Genomic DNA, 23,368 nt, shown 5'->3' with positions numbered 1-23,368 from the left:
TTGAACTATGAAAAAAATTAAAAGCCTTATTCTAAAGAAATTTTTAATATTCGATTTTTATAATAATACCATTATAAAAAGAACATCACCTCCTTTTTTTAAAGCAATAACTAACAACAACACAAACCAAACCATACAGTTTGAAGCTAAACCAGAAAAGCTAAATGCAAATAAAGGGCTTCATTACATTACCTACATCCCACCCTATATTACAACTTCAAAATATGAAGGTTTAAAATATAGATCTTTATATCAATTCATAGGTTTTCTAGCTGATATTTCAGCCTACGATTCTTTAGAAGCCTATATGGGAAATCAATTTGGTGCTAAAAGCAGAAGTAAAATTAGAGCCTATTGCAAACGCTTAGACACCTGTTTTAAAACAACCTATAAACTATATTATGGTGCTATAGAAAAACAAGACTATCAAGCAATTATGGATGCATTAGAAACCATGATTTCAAGACGGTTTAACCAACGCGGAGATACACACCAAGCAGAAAAAGACTGGAACTATTATAAAGAAACCACTTACCAATTGATTCTTGATAAAAAAGCATCATTATTTGTTATTTATGATAATAATAAACACATTGATATTTGTTTAAATTATCATTTTAATACCATAATGATTAATTATATTAGAGCTTTTGATATTGATTATGCAAAGTTTAGATTAGGATATATCGATATTTATAAACAGTTAGAATGGTGTTTTGATAATAATCATACCATTTTTGATTTGGGTGCAGGCGTATTTTCATATAAAAAACAATGGTGTAATGTAACCTACAAATTTAGAAACGACATTGTAAACAGTAAAACATCTATATTTAATACATGCCTTAGTTTTTACATTCATAAATTACTAAAATTGAAGTTGTATTTGAATAGTAAAAACATCATTTCAGACAAAGCAAACCTAAGTAAAGATGTTTCAAACAGTAATAATAATTTAGAAGAAAGCCCATATTATAGTTTCAATCAAACACCTATTAATGCGAATGATATAACATCAGATTTTATTAAAATTAATATTGAAAACCCCGAGTACAAATTTTTAAGACAACCCGTTTTTGAATATTTATATTTAAATTTTGAAAATAAAAATACTATAACCATTTATAAAATAAACAATAAGCCTAACACCTTTTGCATTAGTGGAAAAAAATGCATGCTGCTTAACTAATAAAACTAGCCAAACAATACAAACATTATGGCAATACATAACAATTTTCACGAAACAATATCTACAAAAAATGAGGTTTTAGCTTGTTATAAAAAATTAAGTTTTACCCACAACAAAGTAAATATATACACAGCTCAAACTTTAAAAAAAAACAAGCAAAACAATACACAAAACGTATCATTATTTCCTTCTTACATACAACCAGAATTTTTTAATACAGATACCGTTGAAGTGGTTAAAATACCTCAAGAAAAAATTACAGGATATGCAGTTTTAATTAATAATCATGAAAATTTAGATACGCTTTTTAAAACCGAATACAAAAAAAGTTTTAGAGCTAATATTTTAAGATTTGTAAATAGATTTGAAGATTGCTTTGACGCAAGTTATAAATTATTTTACGGCCATATTTCACAAGATGATTATACGTTTTTAATGGCAACTTTACACAATATGTTAACCAATAGGTTCGACCAACGAAACGATTCCAACAAGGTGTTAAATAATTGGGAATTCTACCTAAGCACAACATATAATTTAATTTTAGAAAAAAAAGCATCCCTATTTGTTATTTACCAAAACACAACCCCAGTTCATATTTGTATTAATCATCATTTTAATAACATTTTATTTGTATCAGTTCCGTCGTATAACATCAATTATGCAAAATTCGCTTTAGGCAATGTGTCGCTTTACAAATTGTTAGAATGGAGTGTAAACAATAAATACGAAATAATGGATATGGCTCAAGGCTATTTAGAATATAAACGCCGCTGGAGCAATCTTATTTACACGTTCGAACACCATATTGTTTTTAATAAAAGCAACTTAAAGAGCAAGTTAGATGCAGCTATTGAAATTAAAAAATTAAACTTCAAAAACTATTTGAAATCTAAAAATATAGATGAACTAATAGAAACTATTAAAAAAAGACTTAAAAACAGCAACGCTTCGGTTGAAGTGTTAAACTATAGTTTTGAAGACTTAAAACAGCAAAACACAGATAATCTCATTGCCATTAAGCAAGGAACGTCAAAATACAATGAGCTAGTAAAACCTATTAACGATTTTTTATATACAAACAAGGCGCATATTAACAATATAAGAATTTTTGAAACAACAAAAACTAATGAGTTCTTGTTTTGCAGTGCGAATACAATACAAAAGTTAACCATTAAATAACCATATCGAAATTTTAGGGCTTTAAACTAATTATAAAAAGAAAATAAATATAAAAATTTAACTTTAGCTATTTAAAACCAAAATCTACTATGTACAAACTTGTAAAAAAAGCAAAGGTTTTTTTAAATATGGTATTAAATGGCTTATACAAAGATATTTTTAATATTATAAAACAGAGAATCTACTCTAACACCTATTGGTTTTACATCAGAAGAGATTTAACACAAGGTATTAATAACCAAACTCATAAAGCTAAAATAGACATAACACTTCGCGAATATACAGATGCTGATCATAAGTATTTTAAAAACTTACCGTTAGATGATATGCTTATAAATGCAAATATACCTACCTGCTATGTGGCAGTAACTAAAGACGGTATTCCTTGTTTTAGAGAATGGTTTATTGAACCTTCACAAAATGAAAAAATAAAAAAGTTTTTTGTTAATAATTTACCACAATTAAAACCCGATGAATGTATTTTTGAACGAGCTTTTGCCGTTAAAGCTTATAGGGGTTTAGATTTGTACCAAGAAGTTAATTACCTGTTTGCAAAAAAAGCCCTAAATTTAGGTTACAAATGGTCAATAAGTTGTATCGATTTAGATAATATTTTATCCTTAAAAGCAGCTCATAAATTACAAACTACACCTACTAAACTTCTAGTAATTAAACATCGCTTTTTTACACAAAAACCCGTTTTAATTGATATTCCTAAAAAACTGAAAGCAAAAACACCATGGCTTTTTGACGAAGAAAATGAAGTTAAAGTATGACACTAAAAAACATATATAAAGCCACTATTATTCCTTTAATAGTGATACCAAATATTTTTGTAATGGTACTAGGTATTGAAAGTTTTCCATATACCTGTGCGCCCATGTTTGGGCATTATATAGACAGCAAAACAGATTTATACTTATTAGAGTTTGAAGGTGTTAATGATGGTAAAACAACAAATTTAATTAACTATTTAGGAAAACCAGAAGACTTTTTTATGAGGCATTTTTTTAGCAAAGTGTACGGTTCTACAAAAGCGATTTCGCCATTTTCTAATAAACTATCAGAAAGTGATGAAGCATTTCATGATAGAATGAAACTTTTTTTCCTTCACTATACCAAAATTTTAAAAGATGAATACCATTTAACATTCCAAAAGATAAATATTAAAGCAGTAAAAGTAAACCAAGACCGCAAAAAACTTACAGAACCTAAAATTATTGGGTTTTATGATACTTCTGAAAAAGAATACATTTCTAGTATAGAAAACAAAACAGTAAAAAGATATAAAAAATGAAGTTAATCTATAAATGCTATGCTATTGTAATAGCTTTATTAAATCAACCGTTAAGTCTACTAAGGTTTTTATTATCTATTTTACTTGGTAAAAAGTTAATAGAACAACTATATTTTATCAACGAAGTTGTAGATAATACTAGATACCAACTTGCCACAACATGGTTTACTCGTTTATTACCAGATACATGGTTTGTGTTTAATGATAGTCATGTTTCTACAATACTAATATTAATTATAGTAGTAGCAATTGCTGCGGCTATTGGCTTTTTAGGAAGATTAAGTTTATTTACACTAGCTTTTTTAAGCTATTATATTTTTGGAATAAGCGAAGGTATTGGCATTTTCGACCATCACATGTCCTTACCAACCCAAGTTATTCTTGCGCTAGCCTTAGTACCTGGTTCTATGAAACTGTCCATAGATTATTTACTTTTAAAATATGTCTATTTAAAAGAAAAAACACCATTATTTCAGTTTTCAAAAAATCCTAAATGGGGTTTTAATTTAGTTTTAGCCTTAGTTGTTTTAACCTATTTTACCGCAGGCGTTTCAAAATTACGTTACGGACATGGTGTAAACTGGCTAGATGGTTCTACTTTAGGATTTTATTTAAAAGAACGAACAAACTTGTACAAACAAGGCGATGTGCAATTAATAATTGGTGATGCTAAAATTGCTGAAAACAAAAAATGGAAAGACGAATATGGTTTTATAGCACATACATACGCCAATTATCAAATATCTCCAAGGCTAACGGCTATTGCAGAATATGTTGCAAATAAAAAAATACTACTCATTTTACTTTCAATAGGTTCTGTGTTATTCGAACTTTTAGCGTTTATTGCTTTTATAAATTCTAAATACAGAAACATATACCTTGTTGCTGCAATTATTTTCCATTTATCTATTGGTGCTTTAATGGGTATTTCATTTAGACAATACAGAATAATATGCTTATTTTTAATAGATTGGGTTATAATATTTGAATTTATACTTAAAAAGATAAAATCTATTAAAAGCCTTCGTATCAATAAAACATAAAACTGAATAAACAGCATTTTGACGATTATTAATTTAATGAAAATAAATTAGTGATTATCTTTATAAACAAGTCAAAACAATGAGGTTATGAAACTGCTTTTCTTAAAAACATTGATATACAGTATATTAATATTTATTTCTTTAGAAATAATTGTAAGGGTATTTCATTTATACGATCATTACCCACTATTTATTATAAATGATAAAAATGTTAAAACCTATGCGCCAAATCAAGATGGTTATACGGTTACAGGTAATAGAGTTATGAATTTTGCGCAATACCACATAAACAAGTCTGGATTTAATTCATACAGAGAATTTACACCATCAAAAAACAAAACAGACATAGCCATTATAGGCGATTCGTTTATTGAAGGACTTCATCAAAATTATAATAATTCTATTGGAAAAAAAATTGAAAGCAAACTAAACGATGGAACTGAAGTATTTGAATATGGACATTCTGGTTATGATTTTGCAGATCAATTGCATCTAATTTCTGCTTACAAAGAAAAATTCGACTTGATAGATTATATTATAATTTACATGAAATTTGAAAATGATTTAAAAAGAGATTTTTATGAGCCAGACCAATATTGGATTGATTCGCAGTACTTTTTAACATCAAGAATTCAAAATAAAATTAAACTATTTAACTACATTGGTAATATTGGTCTTTTTGAACCATTAAGAGAATTAAAAGGCAAAATTGTGTCGTTAGGAAGTAGCAATCCAGAAACAGAAAGTGATAAAACTGAAACTACAAAACCAATTTCAAATGATTTGGTGTATCTAGAAAACTTCAAAAAGCTAATTAAAACGTATGGGTTTAATAAAAGTAAAACAGCCATATTATTAGATTCACGAACAACTAGCAAATCATTTTTGAATTACTGCGATTCTATGGGTTACAAATATTTAGATTTTGGAAAAGCTCTGGAACAATCTAAAACCCCCGCAACATTAATTTACGACATGCATTGGAATAATCATGGCAGAGAAATTATTGCTTCAGAAATTTCAAGTTACATTAAAAGCGTAAAAGTATCTAATTAATTGTTTTGTTAAAACTGGAAGTAAATAAACGACCTATCAATACCATCGTCAAAAAACAATAGCATCAATAAAATTACAGCTGTATAAGCTATAAATCGAACAATTTTCGATTTAAACTTAAATGGTGAACGTTCATCCTTACGAATAATATACTCATAAACAACAAATACGATTATAAGTATGTAATAATCAATCATGCGGTAACCCATTGGATGACTATAGGTTTCATATGAGAAATTTGTGAATATTTGGTTTATAAAACCAAAAGCACCTGTTATAGATTCCGATCTAAAAAATATTCTTGAAAAGGTAACAATGCTAAAGGTTAAAAGCACTTGACCAACTTCTGTTAATGTTGGTAAAAAGGTATTCTCTCCTATAACACTATCTTTATAAATGGCATTTCTTCCCATTAAAAATACAGGTATAAATGCCAAAGCATGAAATGCACCCCAAAAAATAAATGTCCAGTTTGCACCATGCCAAAACCCACTAACCAAAAACACAATACTTATATTTCTAACAGACTTTAGTTTACTAACTTTTGAACCGCCTAAAGGAATATATACATAATGCCTAAACCAAGTTGATAGTGATATGTGCCAACGCTGCCAATATTCTGCAACATTTCTAGAGAAATTGGGAAATTTAAAGTTAGACATAAGTTCTACACCAAAAAGCTTTGCTGTACCAATAGCTATATCTGTATAACCACTAAAATCACCATATACCTGAAAACTAAACATGGTAACACCTAAAATAAGTGTAGAAGCTGAATGTTGCGAATAATTGGTAAAGATATCATCCACCATAGGAGCTAAAGCATCGGCAATTACTACTTTTTTAAATAAACCCCATAATATAAGTTTTAAACCGCTAACAGTTTGGTAGTAACTAAAAATGCGTTTATTTAATATTTGAGATAGTAAATTTGAAGCTCGTTCTATTGGTCCAGCAACAAGCTGCGGAAAGAAACTAACAAATGCTGCAAACGATAAAAAATCGGTAGTAGGTTTTAATTTTTTATAATACACATCAAACGAATACGACATGGTTTGAAAGGTGTAAAACGAAATACCAACAGGTAAAATAACACGTAAGGTCCAAGTACTTTTTATTTCATGGCCAAAAAGCGAAAACATATCTACCCAAGAGTCAACAAAAAAGTTGTAATATTTAAAAAATCCTAAAAGTCCTAAATTAAAAATAACACTAACCCAAAGCCAGCGTTTTCGTTTACTTTGTACATCAAGGTTATAAATTTTTATGGCAACAAAATAATCTACTGCTGTGCTTAATAATATTAAGGAAAGAAACCTCCAATCCCATAAGCCATAAAACACATAACTAGCTACTAAAATTAAAACATTTTGCGCTTTTAGATGCTTTTGAAATACAAACCAATAGAGAGCAAAAACTATAATTAGAAATATAAAAAACTCTAAAGAATTAAAAACCATATAGAATTATTATAAAGTAAAAAGTAAAGTTGTCTAAATATATTTAACTACCCAAACATCAAATTAAATTATAGAAAAATCAAATAAAATCTTCAAAAAGGCAATTAAAACTGTAATCTACATAAAGAATAAAAAAAAGGCCGCTTAATTATTGATAAGCAGCCTTTTATAATATTGTTATAAAATTATAATTCATTAAAAATGGAATGCATTAAACGTTTTTTATCGTTTATACTTTCTTCTAATGAAATCATAGTTTCAGTTCTGTAAACACCTTCAATATCATCTAATTTAAAAATTATTTCTTTAGCATGTTCTGTACTTCTAGCTCTAATTTTACAAAATATATTGAATTTACCAGTGGTAATATGTGCTACTGTTACAAAAGCAATTTCATTAATACGTTCTAATACAAACTTAGTTTGTGATGTATTGTTTAAATAAACACCTACGTAAGCGATGAATGAATATCCTAGCTTTTTGTAATCTAACATTAAAGATGATCCTTTAATAATACCTTGCTCTTCCATTTTTTTTACACGTACATGAACTGTACCTGCTGAGATTAATAATTTTTTAGCAATGTCTGTAAAAGGTATTCTTGTGTTGTCAATCAACATATCAAGAATTTGATGATCAATTTCGTCTAATTTAATTTTCCCCATAATTAATTATTCTTAAATATATTGCGAAAATAATACATTTTTGTTAATAATAGCACAATAATTGGGCGTTTTATTTCGGTAATAATGATATTTTTTCATTATTTATCATTACGAAAACGTTTTCGCTATCAATTTTCAATAATTGCATGTTATTATTAAATACTTCTAACTTATTAGCTTGTATGTGCTTATGTGCAAAATAGCCATCAAGATTTTCAATTTTTTCAACTTTTGGTATAAAATTAATTTTTCCGCCAATCAATTTTTCTTGGTATTGGATTGCGATATCTGTTATTATTTCTTTTCCATCAAGTATTGTTTTGGCGTCTTTTATGATGATATCAAAAAACAACTTTTCATTCTCAGGAATTTCTAAATATGGTTGATAATTAACACCCGTTACATCAGTTTTAGAAATATAATCTAAGGAAGTTAGATACGATATGTATATAAACTCTCTGGTACAATCTCTGGCGTAATCATTATGGTAATGACCAGCTTCAAACAAAATAGTAGGCACATTTTCACTTTGAAATGTGTCGCCAACACAGTTTAAATTAAACGCATCATCATAAACACCTACTTGGTTAGGTATTACTTCCTGCAAGGCAGCATTCATTACAGCTATTACTTCCATAGCTACTTTTCTATTGGGTGTAATAGTGCAAACCTTATCTTGTGCAGGTGCTAAAAACGATACTGTAGCCGATTTATTTGTGTTTCCTGCACTAAAAATAGTGCGTTGTCCGTGTAAATTATAACAAAAATGAGGGTTAAAAGTTTTAAAAATGGCTCGTAAAACTTTGCTTTCTGGTTGTGTTAAGTTTTGTGCGTCTCTATTTAAATCTACTTCATTTGCATTTATTCGTGTGTAAGCAAGTGCACCATCCGGATTTAAAATAGGTATAATATATAACGTACATGCTTTTAAAATAGGACTTACTAGGGCTTCGTCACTTAGCAATGTGTTTAATAAATCGAAAATAGCCTTTGTGGTTGTCGATTCATTTCCGTGCATTTGCGACCACATTAAAATTCGTTTTTCACCCGAACCTATTTTAATACCATGAATAGGGTTGTTTAAAACAGAAATTCCTATGGTTTCAATTGTTATTTTTTTTGATAGGTTTTCCAACAAAGGTTTTATGCTTTTATGGGTTATATACCTATGCTGTAAATGCGATTCTTTGTGTTTTAAAAATAATTGTTTTATAGCTTCTACTTGCATCATGATAATTTAGTCTACAAATGTAAACATTTACTAATTTACAATTGTAAACAAAAGAAATAAGATATTTTGTTACAATGTTAAACATTGTAATATAGACAGTAACAATAAATATTAAAGATGTAATCACCCCAAACTTATAAAATTTATAAAATACTATATTTCAGTAAAATAACATTTATTATTTAAAGTTATAGATTCAAATTGACGAAACAGATTTGTTTAATTTTGCTTATAAATCAATATAATTTGTTACATTTGTGTAACCAAATTACATTTGTGACGTTTACAATGATAAACACTGAAAATTTTACTAAAAGGCTGCAAAAAGTAATAGATTATTACGGAGAAACAGCGTCTTCTTTTGCCGAAAAAATTGGTGTGCAACGCTCTAGTATTTCACATATTTTATCTGGTAGAAATAAGCCTAGTTTGGAATTTGTTTTGAAAATTATTTCTTCATATCCAGAAGTTGAATTGTATTGGCTATTAAATGGCAAAGGTGAATTTCCTGCAAATAAAAACATAGATGAAATAACATTAGCCGCATCTACTCCTATTGCTAAAATAAATGTTGATGAAAATGAATCGATAAAAAATAAGGAAGCTGTTATTTCTGAACTAAAAAAAGACAAAACTATTGAGCGTATTGTAATTTTTTATTCGGATGGTAGTTTTAAAAACTTTGAAAATTAAATTTTAAGTTTAGTATTTTTGCCTTGAAATAAAAACCTATGAAACTTCTATACATTTTACTATTACTAAGTTTATTTAGCTGCTACGAAAAATCAAGAAATTGCAGCGATTACAAAACAGGTAAATTTTACAGTGAAGTAACTATTGATGGTAAATTATACAAATCGAAATTTACACGCACAGATACTTTGCAAATTGAAACATATGACAAAAAAGTAGATTCCGCACAACTACGCTGGATAAATGATTGTGAAGTTATTTTTAAAACCATCAGGCCTAAAAACATGGCGGAACGTAAGGATGTTCATTTAAAAATATTAACCACAACCGATTCTTCGTATACCTTTGAATATTCGTATGTAGGTGAAACCAAAAAGCAAAAAGGTGTTGCTTACCAGATTAAAAACTAGTTTAAGGGGTATAAAAAAGATTCGGCTAAAGTAAATTTAAGCTCCTTCTCCTCCGTTATTTCATAAGTTAAAAAAAGTTCGCCCCAAAATTGTCCATCTGAAAAATCGGCAATAATCCATTTATGATTTAATAATTTTACAGTGTTAATCATCATGCGTCTTCCTTCTTCTGAACCATATGGAATTATTGGATGCTCGCCTTTGCCTTCATTTAGTTTGTAAAGTTCATCTTTTATCATAGGTATTAATTCAGATACATTGTAACCTTTATTTTCAAAATAACTAATAGCATCTTCGTTTCGTTCCAAATTAAAATGCGATAATTCTAAATTTTCATTCTGTAAAACAGCTATAGAATCTTTACTACGCGTCAATTGCGCTTTGTAACCATCCAATTTATGATTCATATCCTCAAAAACACGTTTTGAATTTACGTATTGAAATAATACTAATAGTATTGAAAACACGAATAAATACATGAAAATTTTCTGCTTCATTTTATAAAATTAAATTGTTATTTGTAATTCATCATACGCCAAAAATACATTTTTTGGAAGTTTTTTTTCAATTTCATCATGAAAACCCAAAGTATGACTTATATGTGTTAAATAGGCTTTTTCAGGATTTACTTTTTTAATAAAACTTAAAGCTTCATCAAGATTAAAATGTGAATGATGCGGTTCAATTCGCAATGCATTTACTACCAATACTTTAATGTTTTTAATTTTTTCAATTTCTTTATCTTTAACCGTTTTCATATCGGTTAAATACGCAAAATCACCAAATTTAAAGCCAAAAACTTGCAGTTTATTATGTTTGCCATTAACTGGTATTACTTCTAAATTATGCAATTTAAAAGGTTTGTTTTTAACTCTGTTTGAAATAACTGTTGGCGCGCCTGGATATTTGTTTTTGGTCGTAAAAATGTAATCAAACTTTACTTTCAGTGCCTTTAAAACCCGCTTGTGTGCATAAATTGAAATATCGCCTTGTTTAAAATAATATGGGCGAATATCATCTAATCCCATAATATGGTCGGAATGTTCATGTGTAAACAAAATACCATCAATTTTTGTGCAGCCAGAACGCAGCATTTGATATCTGAAATCTGGTCCACAATCTACAACATATACATAATCATCCCAAGCAACCAAAATAGAAACGCGTAACCGCTTGTCTTTTTTGTTTTTACTTAAACATACAGGATGATTACTTCCTATTACAGGAATGCCTTGTGAAGTGCCTGTGCCTAAAAATGTAATTTTCAAAAAAAAATATAAATTTAGTTAGATTTTGCAATAAAAATCACCTGTTAAACAAAGTGTAAATAACGCTGTTAAAACAGATTAATAATTTTAATACTTTTATTTTAATGAAACCCTAATATAAGAGTTTTATTTTGCACCTAAACTAAAAGCACTAAAGTCTGCAAACAAAAATAAGCTTATTTTTTTGTTTGAAATACTTATTTAATATCTTTACTTTTTTATGTAAAAAAAACCCAAAACGCTATGGAAATTACCTTAAAAGGAGATAGAGAATTTGAAGAAATACCTTCATTAAAAAACAAAGCACTTCGAATAAACCTTAATGAAAATATCTATGGTACGTTTGCTGAAATTGGTGCAGGACAAGAAACAAGTCGCCATTTTTTTAGAGCTGGTGGCGCATCTGGAACCATAGCGAAAGCAATGTCTGCCTACGATAAAGCATTTAGTGACGCCATATATGGCGCGGAAGATGATGGCAGATATGTAACAGAAGGTCGTTTAAGAAAAATGCTTAACCATGAAATTGATCTTATTGAAAAACGCCTTAATAGAAAAGACTACCCTAATAAAATGTTCTTTTCGTTCGCGAATACCGTTACTACCATTGACTTTGCTAAACAATTTAAAGGTCATGGTTGGATTGGTATAAAATATCAAATAGAGCCAAATCAAGAATATAACGATATTCTTTTACATATCCGATTTAAAGAAACAGATGCCAGATTACAACAAGAAACACTTGGTGTAATAGGAACAAACCTAATTTATGGTGCTTTTTACAAATACAATGAACCAAAAAAATTACTACGTTACTTATACGACCATTTAGATAAAGATCAATTGGAAATTGATACTGTAAATTTCTCCGGACCTTTATTTAAAAATGTTGATAACCGATTAATGAGTTTACAACTTGTTAAAAATGGTATGACTGATGCGGTAATGTTTGGACCTGATGGTAAAAACGTACTTCCCGCGCGTATTTTTTACAAAAAAAACATACTAGCCTTTAGAGGAAGTTTTAGACCAGTAACACAAGTAAACATAGATATGTATGAAAACGCATATAAAATGTTTATTGCTGAAAAGAAAGTTGATAAAGAAAATACAGAGGTTGTTTTTGAAATTACACTTTCAAATTTACGTGCAGAAGGCGAAATTGACGAACAAGATTTTATGGATAGAGCAGATTTATTATGTTCTCTAGGACAGTCTGTTATGATATCCAATTTTCAGGAATACTATAAGGTTGTAGAGTATTTTTCTAACTACACAAAAGCACGAATGGGACTTGCTATGGGTGTTAGTAATTTGGTTGATATTTTTGATGAAAAATACTATCGTCATATGAGTGGTGGTATTTTAGAAGCTTTTGGTAAATTATTCTTTAAAGATTTAAAAGTTTATTTATATCCTATGGTAGATGTTGTAACTGGAGAATTGATAAACAGTGAAAATCTAAAAGTATATCCTCGTATGAAAGAATTATATAAGTTCTTTAAATACAACGGAAAAGTAATAGATATTGAAGATTATGATGAAAAATGTTTAACCATTTTTTCTAGAGAAATTTTGCAGCAAATTGCAAATGGAGAAACCGGTTGGGAAGACAAACTTCCTGAAGGTGTAGCCGATTTAATTAAAGATTACCGATTATTTGGTTACACGCGAAAACCGTTAGTATTACCAAAAAGAAAAAAATACACACGATAAATAAAAAAAGCCTTCTTAAAATTAAGAAGGCTTTTTTTTATGTGTTATTCCATTATTTGTGAGGCATGAATTTTTGCTTTTACAGCATCAATTACCTTTTCAACAACGCCTTGTTCGTTAATAACAAAGGTAACTCTATGAATACCATCAAAGGTTCTACCCATAAACTTTTTCGATCCCCAAACACCAAAGGCGTTAATCATAACTTTATCTACATCAGCTATTAATGGGTATTGAAAACCATGTTTCTTTTTAAAATTAGATTGTTTTTTTTGTGTATCTGCACTAACGCCTAAAATTTCATAACCGGCATCTGTTAATTCTTTATAATAATCTCTAATGTTGCATGCTTCAACGGTACATGTTGGCGTATTTGCAGCTGGATAAAAGAAAACAACTAGTTTTTTTCCTTGGTAATCAGATAATTTTATAACATGGCCTTGTTCATCAAAAACTTCAAAATTAGGCACTTTGTCACCTTGTTTTAATGTATTCATAATAGTAACTTTGGTTTTTTACAAAAATACAACATGACAAAAGAAAAAAAGGTAGAATTTGTAATTAATACGCTAAACGAATTATATCCAACCATACCAATTCCGTTAGATCATAAAGATCCATATACATTGTTAGTAGCTGTGCTATTATCAGCACAATGTACAGATGTTCGAGTTAATAAAATCACACCACTGTTATTTGAAAAAGCTGATAATCCGTATGATATGGTGAAACTTTCTGTGGATGAAATCAAAGAAATTATAAAACCTTGCGGACTTTCACCTATGAAAAGTAAAGGTATTCACGGGCTATCAGAAATTTTGATTGAAAAACACCAAGGTAAAGTTCCGCAAAGTTTTGAAGCATTAGAGGCATTACCAGCAGTAGGACATAAAACAGCAAGCGTTGTAATGTCGCAAGCATTTGGTGTTCCTGCATTTCCTGTTGACACACACATTCACAGATTAATGTATAGATGGAATTTAAGTAATGGTAAAAACGTATCTCAAACCGAAAAGGATGCTAAACGATTATTTCCTAAAGAGTTATGGAACGATTTACATCTTCAAATAATTTGGTATGGTAGAGAATATTCACCTGCTAGAGGTTGGGATTTAGAAAAAGACATTATTACTAAAACTATAGGAAGACAAACTGTTATAAACGACTATGAAAAAATTAAAAAGTCCTAATACTTAATGAAATATTAGGACTTTTCACAACTTAGTTTAGAAGCACTTCAAACTTCAACTTATTACAATTTATAACACTTAAAGCCTTTGAATAACTTAGAAGAAAATTAACCGTTTCTTCTTTCGGTTCTATGTTTTTCAAATTTTTAATAGAATTTTCAGAGTAAAGTTTTGCCATTTTAATAATTTAAGGGTGAATTTAAACTATTAACGTAGCTAAAACTAGTTTATTGTATTAATTTGTTAAAATTATATTATGCTTGTCTACAATTTTTCTTAGGTTAATTAAAGCATAACGCATTCTACCTAAGGCTGTATTAATGCTAACGCCAGTTTTATCAGATATTTCTTTAAAACTTAAATCTTCATAAATACGCATTAGCAACACTTCTTTTTGGTCTTCTGGCAATTCATCAACTAAACGACGTACATCCGTTTCAACTTGTTCTTTAATAATACTATTTTCAGCATTTAAACTAGAATCACTTAATACTGAAAAAATATTAAACTCATTGGTGTTATCAAATTTTGGCATGCGGTTATTTTTTCTAAAATAATCAATCACCAAATTATGTGATATACGCATTACCCAAGGTAAAAATTTACCTTCTTCATTATAATTTCCTTTTTTTAGTGTGCGTATTACTTTAATAAATGTGTCCTGAAAAATATCTTCAGCAACATCTCTATCAAAAACCTTCGAATAAATAAAACTGTAAATTTTCTGTTTGTGCCTATAAATAAGTATTTCTAAAGCACTTTCATCACCTTTAACGTAATTGCTAACTAGGGTAGAATCTGGTATTATTTCGTATTGCATAATAATTACTTTTTTTGCACAGAAGTACACTTCAATGCTTGGGGTTATTGTTTAAAAAGTAATGTTATGCTATAGGCAAGTGTTGATTTATAATTGATTAACAAATCAAATATAACAACTATCATTCCAAAAAAACAAAAATTAACATATTTATTTAACATTTTTTTAAAGTATAATCAATTTTTTAGGCTGAATTACTTATAGTATCTTTGCAAAATTATTCCTTTCAACGCTTATGACTACTAATATTCTGGAAGTAAACCCAAAAGAAAACATCATTATTAAAGGTGCAAAACTTCATAATTTAAAAGATATTGATGTTGTAATACCAAGAAATAAACTAGTGGTAATCACGGGTTTATCGGGTTCAGGAAAATCTAGTTTGGCGTTCGATACCTTGTATGCAGAAGGACAAAGACGCTACGTAGAAAGTTTATCGAGTTATGCACGTCAATTTTTAGGAAGACTTAACAAGCCTAAAGTAGATTATATTAAAGGCATTGCACCTGCTATAGCTATTGAACAAAAGGTGAATTCTACAAACCCGCGCTCAACGGTTGGAACAAGTACAGAAATTTATGATTATCTAAAATTATTATTTGCCCGAATTGGAAAAACCTATTCACCAGTTTCTGGTGTTGAAGTAAAAAAAGACACTGTTTCGGATGTTATAAATTACTTAAGTGCATTTCCTGAAGGTGAAAAATTACTCCTACTCGCTCCTATTCATTTAGAAGAAGGTCGTAAAATGGAAGATAAATTAAAAGCCTTACAACACCAAGGTTATGCCAGAATTAAAGTAAATGAAACGGTTTTACGTATTGATGAAGCTTCAACATTTCAAAAAAACGACACTATTCTTCTAGTTGTTGATAGAATTATTTTAAAACATGAAGAAGATTTTCAAAACAGATTAGCTGATGCAGTACAAACCGCTTTTTTTGAAGGCAAAGGCGCATGTTTAATTGAAACCTTAAGTGATAATAAGCAACAATCTTTTAGCAACACCTTTGAAATGGATGGCATTTCTTTTTTAGAACCTAATGTCCATTTATTCAGTTTTAATAATCCTTATGGTGCGTGTCCAAAATGTGAAGGTTACGGCGATATTATTGGTATTGATGATGATTTGGTAATTCCAAACACAGGTCTTTCTGTATATGATAATGCTATTTTTCCTTGGCGAGGAGAAAGTATGAGTTGGTATAGAGACCAATTGGTTAACAACTCTCATAAATTCGATTTTCCTATACATAAACCTTATTTTCAGTTAAACGAAGCTCAAAAACAACTTATTTGGGATGGAAATAAACATTTTGAAGGTTTAAATTCGTTTTTTGCAGAATTAGAAGCTAAAGCCTACAAAATTCAAAATAGGGTTATGCTATCACGCTATCGCGGAAAAACAAAATGTAAAGCTTGTAATGGCAAACGTTTGCGTGTTGAAGCTAATTATATTAAAATTGGAGGTGCAACTATTACCGATTTGGTTGAAATGCCACTAGACAAACTAGCTAATTTCTTCAAGCAATTAGAATTAAACGATTACGATACGCAAATTGCTGATAGATTACTAAAAGAAATAAACAACAGGTTATCATTTCTTGCCAATGTTGGATTAGATTATTTAACATTAAACAGAAAATCAAATACCCTTTCAGGTGGTGAAAGTCAACGTATAAATTTAGCAACATCTTTAGGTAGTAGTTTAGTAGGTTCTATGTATATTTTAGATGAGCCAAGTATTGGTTTACACCCAAAAGACACCGAACGCTTAATTCTTGTATTAAAACAACTGCGCGATTTAGGAAATACGGTTATTGTTGTTGAACATGATGAAGATATAATGAAAGCTGCCGACGAAATAATAGATATAGGTCCTGAAGCCGGAACGTTTGGCGGTCATGTAGTTGCAACAGGTAACTTTAAACAAATACTTGCATCAAACTCATTAACAGCACAATACCTTAACGAAACAATAAAAATTGAAGTTCCTAAAACCCGAAGAACTTCAAAATACTATGTAGATATTATTGGTGCACGTGAAAACAACTTAAAAAATATCGATGTTCGTTTTCCCTTGGGAATGCTTACCGTTGTTACAGGTGTTTCTGGTAGTGGAAAAAGTACGCTAATAAAGAAAATATTATTTCCAGCACTTCAAAAACAATTAACCGATTTTTCAGATAAACCAGGACAATTTACAAGTATAGAAGGTAATTTTATCAATATAAAGCACATTGAGTTTGTTGACCAAAATCCAATTGGACGTTCATCGCGTTCTAATCCGGTTACCTATATTAAAGCGTATGATGACATTCGAGCGTTGTACGCAAATCAAAAATTAAGCACCATTAGAAATTACCAAGCAAAACATTTTTCTTTCAATGTAGATGGCGGACGCTGTGAAACTTGCAAAGGCGAAGGTGAAGTAACTATTGAAATGCAATTTATGGCAGATGTACATTTAGAATGTGAAACTTGTAAAGGTAAACGTTTTAAAAAAGAAGTACTAGAAGTTACGTTTGCTGATAAAAATATTGATGATATTTTAAACCTAACTATTGATGATGCCATCACTTTTTTTGAAGCAACTAAACAAACAAAAATAAAAACCAAATTACAGCCATTACAAGATGTTGGTTTGGGTTATGTAACACTTGGGCAAAGTTCTTCTACCCTATCTGGTGGCGAAGCACAACGTATTAAATTGGCATCATTCCTTGGAAAAGGAAATAATAAAGACAAAGCGCTTTTTATTTTTGATGAACCAACAACTGGCTTACATTTTCATGATATTCAAAAACTATTAAAATCTTTCAATGCGCTTATTGAAAATGGTCATTCTATTATCGTTGTAGAGCACAATTTAGAACTAATTAAATGTGCCGATTATATTATAGATTTAGGACCAACCGGTGGTGAAATGGGCGGTAATTTAGTTGCCACTGGCACACCTGAAGCAATTATAAAGGTTAAAACTTCTGAAACAGGCAAATATTTAAAAGAAAAACTTTAGGCTTATTATTGCTTTAGTTAATAAAACATAAATGTAGCAAGACTAAGAACAATAATTGCTAAAGGTATTACTAGCAACAAAAATGAAAATGTTGCTATACTTGTTTTAATAAAACTTAAAAACCACCGTTGTTCATAAAACCGTTTTACAGCAATAAGCAAATAGAAAAAGGTAGAAAGTATGGCAATTGTAACCAAGCTATCAGGTAATTTAATAATAAAATTAGTAGCGATTAGTATGCCAAAAGCCATAAACAAAAAGGAGAAAAAGTAAAAACTAAATACTAGGTGATACGAAAATGGTCCTTTTTTATAATACAACAGTTTCAATATAAGTGCAAAAATGGGCAATAGAATAAACATAGCAACAGGAATACTATCATAAAAACCCTGTAAAAGTGAACCTCCATTACGTTGTTTGTAAAACTTAAGCATTTGTGAATACGCCTTTCTTTTAAAAAACCCAGCATCCTCAGGCATTCCCATAGCCTTATATATCGTTTCGTTTGAGGCGTTTAACTGTATTAAAGAATCTACTTTAGTTTGGTTAAAATTATATGTAATTTTTCGGTTTACACCTTTAACTTCGTTAGATTTTACAATCGAATCAAAATTTATATCATTAAATTGAGCATCATTTTTGTTTATCGAATCTAGTTTTAAGGAAGTTTTTTTTAAATCATCTTTAAAAACTTTATCAACACTCTCAACCTGTTTCCTACTTATAAATGAAAACAAAAAGAAAAAAACCACTGAAACAAACAAATACATTTGTGCAGGGTGTAAATACAACAATCGTTTTCCTTGTATAAAAGTTTTTGCTAAAAACCCTGGTTTAATTAATAATGGTATAAAACTTTTAAAAAAACGGGCATCAACTGAAAAATAATTACTAATAGTATTGTAAAACAATACGCCTATGGTTAATTCTTCATTAAACTTTAAACCACAATGGGGACAAAATTGAAAACCTTCAGCAGATTTTTGTTCACAATTTGTACAAATAGTAAGTTTTTTTCTCATTCAAATTAATTTATGCTTAATAAAAATCAAATTCCAATAGCTGAAATTAATTTATAAAATACTGATAATTAATATTTTAAAATAATTTAAGTAAATTTAATAAATTACAATTTAAAACTAAAATTTGGTTACTAAATTAAGATTATAATTATTGTCTAAAACAATATTAAATAGTAATAATCATTTTAACACATTCTGCTTTTTTTAATGTTAAAAAAGCAATCGATTACATTTTTGTTGTTTTATAAATTACAAAATTGTTTATTTACAAAATCATTTTTTAACTGCCAACTAAACCAAAAGATTATGCGATTATCGAACGCTGTCCAAACCATTTTATTAGTTTTATTTGTACTCGTAGCAAACACTAATCACGCTCAAAACGAAACCTTTACAATGACTCAAATTGGGTCTAATAATTTATTGAATTCTGCATGGGATTTAAATTATGGTCCAGATAATTATCTTTGGGTTACTGAAAAAACTACTGGAATTGTAGCCAGAATTAACCCTAGTAATGGGCAACGAGATAATTTAATTCAAATAGCCGATGTATCTTCTACTGGTGGGCAAGATGGTTTAATAGGTATGGCTATTCATCCTGAATTACTTTCAACAAACCCGTATGTTTATGTGTCTTACACCTATTTAGCACAGGGTCAAAGAAAACAAAAAATAGTTAGATATACTTATCAAATAAATGGAAACGATGGCTCTTTAGCATCTCCTTTTATACTTATAAGCAATTTACCTGCAAGTAATGACCATAATTCTGGTAGACTTATAATAGGTTCGGACCTGAAAATTTATTATACTATTGGTGATCAAGGTGTTAAAAATTGCAATACTAATTTAGCACAATTTTTACCAACACAACAAGAAATTAATGCACAAAATTGGGCTAATTATCCTGGTAAAATTTTAAGATTAAATCTTGATGGCACCATTCCTTCTGATAATCCAGAAATTAATGGTGTTGTAAGTCATATTTACACCTACGGTCACAGAAATCCGCAAGGGCTTGTTTTTGGTAGTAATGGTATATTATATTCTGATGAACATGGGCCAAGTTCTGATGATGAAGTTAATATTATAAATTCTGGTAAAAATTATGGTTGGCCATTTGTAGCTGGCGTTAAAGACAATTTAATGTACGATTCAGATGGATGTCTTACCACCGAAACTTCTTTTACAGCTCCTAATTATCAAGATCCATTATTGTCAATGTTTTTACCAAATGCTTATAAAGATCCTGCATGCACCGATTCTTGGATGTGTCGCCCAAACATAGCACCATCAAGTATTGCTGTTTATGAAAGTAATGCAATACCAAACTGGACAAATTCGTTACTAATAACTAGTTTGAAAAAAGGTAGGGTTTACAGATTAAAATTAGATGCTAATGGTACAGCTGTTGTTGGAGAACCAATACAACATTTTTATACGCCAAATAGGTATCGTGATATTGTTGTTAGTCCTGACGGAAAATCTATTTACATAATTACTGATAGTTCTGGAAAAACATCAGATGCTTCCGGTTTTAATCAAGTATCTAGTGTTCAAAACCCAGGTACCATACTAAAATTCACGGTTAATGAATCTTTATCTGTAGAAAATTTAAATGCAGATGATGTGTTTAAAACATGGCAAAATTCAACTTTTAATAAACTATACATAGATATAAAAAAATCTAACGAAACAAATTTTAAAGCAGAGTTAATAAACACACTTGGGCAAGTAGTTAAACAATTTACAGAATTAGAATCTGGTTTAAATGAATTTAGTATTAACAATGTACCTTCAGGTATTTACATTTTAAAATTATATAACAGTAACTTGTTTTTACACAAACAAATACTTTTAAATTAGATTAAAAAAAGTTGCTTTCACTTTAAAATTGAAAGCACAAATAAGTATTTTAAATGTGGTTAAGCGAATTTTAAAAAGTTCATTTAACCACATTTTAACTTAGCTTAAAATTACCATCCATAAATTTTCAATACATTTGCTTTCGTTTAAAAATAATGACTATTTAATAGTATGTCGTTAAGTTGTTTTTGTTTAGTCAAATACAATTAATTACTTAAAACATCCATAAAATGAAAGATACAGCTTTAACAAAAACACACGAAGCACTTGGTGCAAAAATGGTTCCTTTTGCAGGTTTTAACATGCCTGTTCAATACGAAGGTGTTAATATAGAACACGAAACAGTTAGAAATGCTGTAGGTGTTTTTGATGTGTCGCACATGGGTGAGTTTTTAATTGAAGGTGAACACGCATTAGCATTAATACAAAAAGTAACAAGTAATGATGCTTCAAAACTAACAATTGGCAAAGCACAATACAGTTGTTTACCAAATGATGATGGCGGTATTGTAGACGATTTAATTGTATATCGTATTAAAGAAGAAACCTTCTTATTAGTTGTAAACGCTAGCAATATTGAAAAAGATTGGAACTGGATTGTATCAAAAAATGATGTTGGTGCTACTATGCGCAATTTAAGTGATGATTATTCCTTACTCGCCATTCAAGGTCCAAAAGCCATAGAAGCTATGCAAAGTTTAACAAGTCAAGATTTAGCTGCTATAAACTTTTACAACTTTGTTGTAGGCGATTTTGCAGGCATTGAACATGTTATAATTTCAGCAACGGGTTATACAGGTAGCGGTGGCTTTGAAATTTATTGTAAAAACAGTGAAGTAAAACAAATTTGGGATAAAGTTTTTGAAGCTGGAAACAATTTTGGCATAAAACCTATCGGACTTGCAGCTCGCGATACCTTACGTTTAGAAATGGGTTATTGTCTATACGGTAATGATATTAGCGATACAACATCACCAATAGAAGCTGGTTTGGGTTGGATAACAAAATTCACAAAAAACTTTACAAACTCTGAAGCTTTAAAAAAACAAAAAGAACAAGGTACACAACGCAAATTAATTGCTTTTGAATTAGATGAACGTGGAATTCCGCGTCACGATTACGACATTGTTGATAGCAACGGAAATAAAATTGGTATTGTAACTTCAGGAACTATGTCGCCATCATTATGTAAAGGTATTGGTTTGGGTTATGTGCCAACTGTTTTTACAGAAGTTGGAAGCAAAATTTATGTTCAAATTCGAAAAAATGCCATTCCTGCAACTGTTGTAAAACTACCGTTTTATAAAGGTTAATATGCAAAATTTTCAGGCTATATTAGATGAAATTTACATTGATGCTAAAAATACTATTGAAAAAGGTAGCATTGCATCATATATTCCAGAGTTAGCTCATGTTGATAAAACTAATTTTGGTATTCATTTAAGAACCTTAAATGGTAGCGAATATGGTGTTGGTAATTTTGAAACATTATTTTCTATACAAAGTATTTCAAAAGTTTTGGCACTTTCAAAAGCCATGTCATTAATAGGTGAAGCTGTTTGGAAACGTGTAGATGTAGAACCTTCTGGTCATCCATTTAATCAATTGGCGTTATTAGAAATTGAAAATGGTATTCCTAGAAATCCACTAATAAATTCTGGAGCCATTGTAATTGCAGATATTCTTTTATCACATTTAAAAAATCCGAAAGAAGACTTTTTAAATTATGTTAGAGATTTGGCAGGTGATGATAGTATAAACTACAATAAATCGGTGGCAAATTCAGAAAAAGTTACAGGTTTTAAAAATTATGCAGCGGCTAATCTTTTAAAATCGTTCAACAATTTAGAAAATACTGTTGATGATGTTTTGGATTTTTACTTTCATCAATGTTCTATTGAAATGTCATGTAGTCAACTATCAAAAGCATTTTTATTTTTAGCAAATAAAGGTGGTTGCATGAAAAACACAGCACATTTAACAGAGTCGCAAGCAAAAAGAATAAATGCCATAATGCTTACTTGTGGTTTTTACGATGAAGCAGGCGAATTTGCTTTCGAAGTTGGTTTACCAGGTAAAAGCGGTGTAGGCGGTGGTATTGTTGCTCTTTTACCCGACCATTATATAATTTCAACTTGGTCGCCAGGTCTTAATAAAAAAGGAAATTCCCTCTTAGGCATGCAGGCTTTAGAACAGTTTACTACAAAAACTAAACTTTCCATTTTTTAAAAAAAAGTG

At 29.4% G+C, this 23,368-nt stretch carries 23 protein-coding genes; 14 read left to right on the top strand and 9 right to left on the bottom strand.

Features of this window, described 5'->3' with window-relative positions; translation table 11 throughout:
• Positions 1–7: 7 nt before the first annotated feature.
• The 6 genes from ACFQ1R_RS00905 to ACFQ1R_RS00880 all read left to right on the top strand — a co-directional run bounded on the left by ACFQ1R_RS00905 (position 8) and on the right by ACFQ1R_RS00880 (position 5,767).
• Positions 8–1,189, top strand: coding sequence for a GNAT family N-acetyltransferase (locus ACFQ1R_RS00905; RefSeq protein WP_379924204.1), 1,182 nt, complete (start codon positions 8–10; stop codon positions 1,187–1,189).
• Positions 1,190–1,216: 27 nt separating this feature from the next.
• Entirely contained in the window at positions 1,217–2,371 is a 1,155-nt protein-coding gene (locus ACFQ1R_RS00900; protein ID WP_379924203.1) for a GNAT family N-acetyltransferase, read from the top strand.
• Positions 2,372–2,460: 89 nt separating this feature from the next.
• Entirely contained in the window at positions 2,461–3,147 is a 687-nt protein-coding gene (locus ACFQ1R_RS00895) for a hypothetical protein (RefSeq protein ID WP_379924202.1), read from the top strand.
• Positions 3,144–3,668 carry a hypothetical protein gene (locus tag ACFQ1R_RS00890; protein ID WP_379924201.1) on the top strand — a complete coding sequence of 175 codons (525 nt, stop codon included), beginning with the start codon at positions 3,144–3,146 and terminating at the stop codon, positions 3,666–3,668. The genes ACFQ1R_RS00895 and ACFQ1R_RS00890 overlap by 4 nt, the downstream gene beginning before the upstream one ends.
• Positions 3,665–4,711, top strand: coding sequence for a hypothetical protein (locus ACFQ1R_RS00885; protein ID WP_379924200.1), 1,047 nt, complete (start codon positions 3,665–3,667; stop codon positions 4,709–4,711). Before ACFQ1R_RS00890 ends, ACFQ1R_RS00885 begins: the two co-directional genes overlap by 4 nt.
• An 87-nt stretch (positions 4,712–4,798) precedes the next feature.
• On the top strand, positions 4,799–5,767 hold the full coding sequence (locus ACFQ1R_RS00880) for a hypothetical protein (RefSeq protein ID WP_379924199.1): 969 nt from the start codon (positions 4,799–4,801) through the stop codon (positions 5,765–5,767).
• A gap of 8 nt (positions 5,768–5,775) precedes the next feature.
• On the opposite strand, the gene ACFQ1R_RS00875 is transcribed toward ACFQ1R_RS00880, so the two are convergent.
• The 3 genes from ACFQ1R_RS00875 to ACFQ1R_RS00865 all read right to left on the bottom strand — a co-directional run bounded on the left by ACFQ1R_RS00875 (position 5,776) and on the right by ACFQ1R_RS00865 (position 9,123).
• Positions 5,776–7,227, bottom strand: a complete 1,452-nt coding sequence (locus ACFQ1R_RS00875) for an MBOAT family O-acyltransferase (protein ID WP_379924198.1) — start codon at positions 7,225–7,227, stop codon at positions 5,776–5,778.
• 185 nt (positions 7,228–7,412) lie between these two features.
• Positions 7,413–7,892: an Lrp/AsnC family transcriptional regulator gene (locus ACFQ1R_RS00870; protein ID WP_209651953.1), complete on the bottom strand. Its 480-nt coding sequence runs from the start codon at positions 7,890–7,892 to the stop codon at positions 7,413–7,415.
• 70 nt (positions 7,893–7,962) lie between these two features.
• On the bottom strand, positions 7,963–9,123 hold the full coding sequence (locus tag ACFQ1R_RS00865; protein ID WP_379924197.1) for a M14 family zinc carboxypeptidase: 1,161 nt from the start codon (positions 9,121–9,123) through the stop codon (positions 7,963–7,965).
• A 288-nt stretch (positions 9,124–9,411) separates the two neighbouring features.
• Between ACFQ1R_RS00865 and ACFQ1R_RS00860 the strand changes: the two genes are divergently transcribed.
• Together ACFQ1R_RS00860 and ACFQ1R_RS00855 are read left to right on the top strand one after the other, a co-directional pair.
• A complete protein-coding gene (locus tag ACFQ1R_RS00860; protein WP_379924195.1) occupies positions 9,412–9,816 on the top strand; it encodes a helix-turn-helix domain-containing protein in 405 nt (134 codons plus the stop codon).
• 38 nt (positions 9,817–9,854) lie between these two features.
• Positions 9,855–10,226 carry a DNA topoisomerase IV gene (locus ACFQ1R_RS00855; protein ID WP_379924194.1) on the top strand — a complete coding sequence of 124 codons (372 nt, stop codon included), beginning with the start codon at positions 9,855–9,857 and terminating at the stop codon, positions 10,224–10,226.
• Here the strand turns inward: ACFQ1R_RS00855 and ACFQ1R_RS00850 are convergent.
• Both ACFQ1R_RS00850 and ACFQ1R_RS00845 read right to left on the bottom strand, forming a co-directional pair.
• Positions 10,223–10,723 carry a hydrolase gene (locus ACFQ1R_RS00850; protein ID WP_379924193.1) on the bottom strand — a complete coding sequence of 167 codons (501 nt, stop codon included), beginning with the start codon at positions 10,721–10,723 and terminating at the stop codon, positions 10,223–10,225. The genes ACFQ1R_RS00855 and ACFQ1R_RS00850 overlap by 4 nt on opposite strands.
• 9 nt (positions 10,724–10,732) lie before the next feature.
• Positions 10,733–11,494 carry an MBL fold metallo-hydrolase gene (locus tag ACFQ1R_RS00845; protein WP_379924192.1) on the bottom strand — a complete coding sequence of 254 codons (762 nt, stop codon included), beginning with the start codon at positions 11,492–11,494 and terminating at the stop codon, positions 10,733–10,735.
• Positions 11,495–11,737: 243 nt separating this feature from the next.
• Here ACFQ1R_RS00845 and ACFQ1R_RS00840 point away from each other — a divergent pair, with 243 nt between their 5' ends.
• On the top strand, positions 11,738–13,210 hold the full coding sequence (locus ACFQ1R_RS00840; RefSeq protein WP_379924191.1) for a TonB-dependent receptor: 1,473 nt from the start codon (positions 11,738–11,740) through the stop codon (positions 13,208–13,210).
• Positions 13,211–13,254: 44 nt separating this feature from the next.
• Here ACFQ1R_RS00840 and bcp read toward each other — a convergent pair whose 3' ends face one another.
• Complete coding sequence (bcp, locus tag ACFQ1R_RS00835) at positions 13,255–13,707, bottom strand: thioredoxin-dependent thiol peroxidase (protein ID WP_379924189.1); 453 nt, start codon at positions 13,705–13,707, stop codon at positions 13,255–13,257.
• 33 nt (positions 13,708–13,740) lie between these two features.
• Here bcp and ACFQ1R_RS00830 point away from each other — a divergent pair, with 33 nt between their 5' ends.
• On the top strand, positions 13,741–14,400 hold the full coding sequence (locus tag ACFQ1R_RS00830) for an endonuclease III domain-containing protein (RefSeq protein ID WP_379924188.1): 660 nt from the start codon (positions 13,741–13,743) through the stop codon (positions 14,398–14,400).
• 31 nt (positions 14,401–14,431) lie between these two features.
• On the opposite strand, the gene ACFQ1R_RS00825 is transcribed toward ACFQ1R_RS00830, so the two are convergent.
• Together ACFQ1R_RS00825 and ACFQ1R_RS00820 are read right to left on the bottom strand one after the other, a co-directional pair.
• On the bottom strand, positions 14,432–14,578 hold the full coding sequence (locus ACFQ1R_RS00825) for a hypothetical protein (RefSeq protein WP_379924187.1): 147 nt from the start codon (positions 14,576–14,578) through the stop codon (positions 14,432–14,434).
• A 57-nt stretch (positions 14,579–14,635) separates the two neighbouring features.
• Positions 14,636–15,220: an RNA polymerase sigma factor gene (locus tag ACFQ1R_RS00820; protein ID WP_379924185.1), complete on the bottom strand. Its 585-nt coding sequence runs from the start codon at positions 15,218–15,220 to the stop codon at positions 14,636–14,638.
• Positions 15,221–15,455: 235 nt separating this feature from the next.
• Between ACFQ1R_RS00820 and uvrA the strand changes: the two genes are divergently transcribed.
• Complete coding sequence (gene uvrA / locus ACFQ1R_RS00815; RefSeq protein WP_379924184.1) at positions 15,456–18,239, top strand: excinuclease ABC subunit UvrA; 2,784 nt, start codon at positions 15,456–15,458, stop codon at positions 18,237–18,239.
• 17 nt (positions 18,240–18,256) lie between these two features.
• Here the strand turns inward: uvrA and ACFQ1R_RS00810 are convergent, their stop codons facing one another.
• A complete protein-coding gene (locus tag ACFQ1R_RS00810) occupies positions 18,257–19,261 on the bottom strand; it encodes a DUF3667 domain-containing protein (RefSeq protein WP_379924183.1) in 1,005 nt (334 codons plus the stop codon).
• Positions 19,262–19,567: 306 nt separating this feature from the next.
• Between ACFQ1R_RS00810 and ACFQ1R_RS00805 the strand changes: the two genes are divergently transcribed.
• From ACFQ1R_RS00805 to ACFQ1R_RS00795, 3 genes are all read left to right on the top strand, one after another.
• Positions 19,568–21,130 carry a PQQ-dependent sugar dehydrogenase gene (locus ACFQ1R_RS00805; protein WP_379924182.1) on the top strand — a complete coding sequence of 521 codons (1,563 nt, stop codon included), beginning with the start codon at positions 19,568–19,570 and terminating at the stop codon, positions 21,128–21,130.
• A gap of 230 nt (positions 21,131–21,360) precedes the next feature.
• Positions 21,361–22,443: a glycine cleavage system aminomethyltransferase GcvT gene (gene gcvT / locus ACFQ1R_RS00800; RefSeq protein ID WP_379924181.1), complete on the top strand. Its 1,083-nt coding sequence runs from the start codon at positions 21,361–21,363 to the stop codon at positions 22,441–22,443.
• Between the two features lies 1 nt (position 22,444).
• Entirely contained in the window at positions 22,445–23,359 is a 915-nt protein-coding gene (locus tag ACFQ1R_RS00795) for a glutaminase (protein ID WP_379924179.1), read from the top strand.
• Positions 23,360–23,368 lie beyond the last annotated feature (9 nt).

This window comes from Mariniflexile jejuense (genome assembly GCF_042675665.1).
In the GTDB taxonomy this organism is placed as follows: domain Bacteria; phylum Bacteroidota; class Bacteroidia; order Flavobacteriales; family Flavobacteriaceae; genus Mariniflexile; species Mariniflexile jejuense.
Note: the sequence above shows the minus strand (reverse complement) of the source record. Positions and strands in the feature narration are given on the sequence as shown.